This window comes from Pseudoalteromonas sp. SR45-5, from assembly GCF_014163565.1.
In the GTDB taxonomy this organism is placed as follows: Bacteria; Pseudomonadota; Gammaproteobacteria; order Enterobacterales; family Alteromonadaceae; genus Pseudoalteromonas; species Pseudoalteromonas distincta.
This window is the reverse complement of sequence record NZ_JACJDN010000743.1, coordinates 1-1,728: the sequence shown is the minus strand read 5'-3', so window position 1 is coordinate 1,728 and position 1,728 is coordinate 1. Positions and strand designations below refer to the sequence as shown.

Annotated in this window: 2 protein-coding genes; one reads left to right on the top strand and one right to left on the bottom strand. The window is 37.8% G+C overall.

Features of this window, described 5'->3' with window-relative positions; translation table 11 throughout:
* The coding region (locus tag H5072_RS18565) for a YihY/virulence factor BrkB family protein (protein WP_182694405.1) at nt 1-462 on the bottom strand (462 nt) is incomplete at its 3' end.
* A gap of 127 nt (nt 463-589) precedes the next feature.
* Between H5072_RS18565 and H5072_RS18560 the strand changes: the two genes are divergently transcribed.
* On the top strand, nt 590-1,669 hold the full coding sequence (locus tag H5072_RS18560) for a mechanosensitive ion channel family protein (protein ID WP_182694404.1): 1,080 nt from the start codon (nt 590-592) through the stop codon (nt 1,667-1,669).
* The last annotated feature ends 59 nt before the right edge of the window (nt 1,670-1,728 follow it).

Below are 1,728 nucleotides of genomic sequence, written 5' to 3'. Positions count from 1 at the left end.
AAATAAAAAGCGTACTAATTGAGCTTTAAAAAATGAACGCTTTTCATATTCACGATAACTAATATTACACGCAGTAATAAGTGCTTGGCTGCCCTTAGAACTACTCCAAATAGTAAGTATAAGCGTACCGATTGCACTTAAGCTCAAGCTTGCACTTGATGTTTTTGCAAGGCTAGAAACCTGAGATAAAATTAGTTCACTGGTACTTGGTGGGAGCAAAGTAACTATTTTACTTAAATGATCACTAATATCTGCGGGGGATGAAAAGTACGCATACACAGATACCATCGCCGCAATGGCCGGAAAAATAGCAAGTAACGCATAAAATGCCACACCCGCTGCCACTATAGATAAGTTATCTTCACTCATTTGCTTAAAAATGCGCTTAACAATATCCCACCAACCTATAAAAGGGATATGACCAGGCTGCTCAGCTTGCTGTCCTCGTTTAGCTTCTTTCATTCTAAACCTCAATATTTGTATTACATTACTACAGCAAAATGTTTGCCAAGTTAAATAAAGTATTTGGTACTAAACTTGCTTTTACCTAATATTAGCGATTATAAAAACCAAACACGGACGATAAGCCATGCCTAGTAGCCAATCAAACATTATAGCTTTAAACAATACGCCTCCCAGCACGCAAAGTTTTCAAGGCGATGTGTTTACGTGGCAGTTTTTTCATGAACAAGCTGTGCAATTACTTCACGCAACAGCGCAAATATTACCCACACTATTACTCGGTATAATACTTTTAGCATTAAGCTATTTAATTGCAGGGCCACTTTCTCGATTGCTTATAAAGCCTATTGACTACATGACTGACAGTAAACTAGTTCATCTAGTTGTAAGGCGTAGTATAAGCACTTTGATTATTTTATTTGGCGTGTACTTATTCCTGCGTTTAGCAGGGCTTACCGAGTTTGCTGTTGCCATTATGAGTGGCACGGGACTAATAGGACTTATATTAGGTTTTGCCTTTAGAGACATAGCTGAGAACTTTATCGCTAGTTTATTACTGAGCATACAAAGGCCTTTTAAAATCGACGATGTAATTGAAGTAGACAATCGTTTAGGTGTTGTTAAAAAAGTAACCGCAAGAGCAACTACACTTGTTGATTACGATGGCAATCATATTCAAATACCCAATGCGACGGTATATAAAAATACTATTAAAAACCTGACTGCCAATCCAAAAATGCGCGGAAAAGTAGAAATTGGTATTGGCTATGATAACGATATACGCAGCGCACAAACCCTCGCCCTAGATATTGTCAATCAACAAAATGCGGTGCTTAGCGATCCACCTGCGCAGGTTTTAATAAAAAACTTAGGCTCATCTACTATTAATTTCGTTTTGTATTTTTGGGTTAATAGCGAGCAGCACAGTCCATTAAAAGTAGCTTCCCAGCTTATGCGCGAATTAGTCAATGAGTTCACAAAACAAAACATCAGCATTCCTGATGACGCACGAGAAAGAATTATACTCACCGACCCTAGTGAAAATGTTTCTAGTTTAGAGGAAAAACAACCACCGCAAGTGCAAAGCGAAAAAAGTGAAACTGTTGAGCAAACTAAAACACTTGATGATGTGAGCAGTGATACCGACGAAATACGTGAACAAGCAGAGCAATCTCGAGATCCAGAACAAGGTAAAAATATTATTTAATAATGCTTACATTGTATTAACTAAAATTTAGACACAAAAAAGCCCGCAGCGTTAACTGC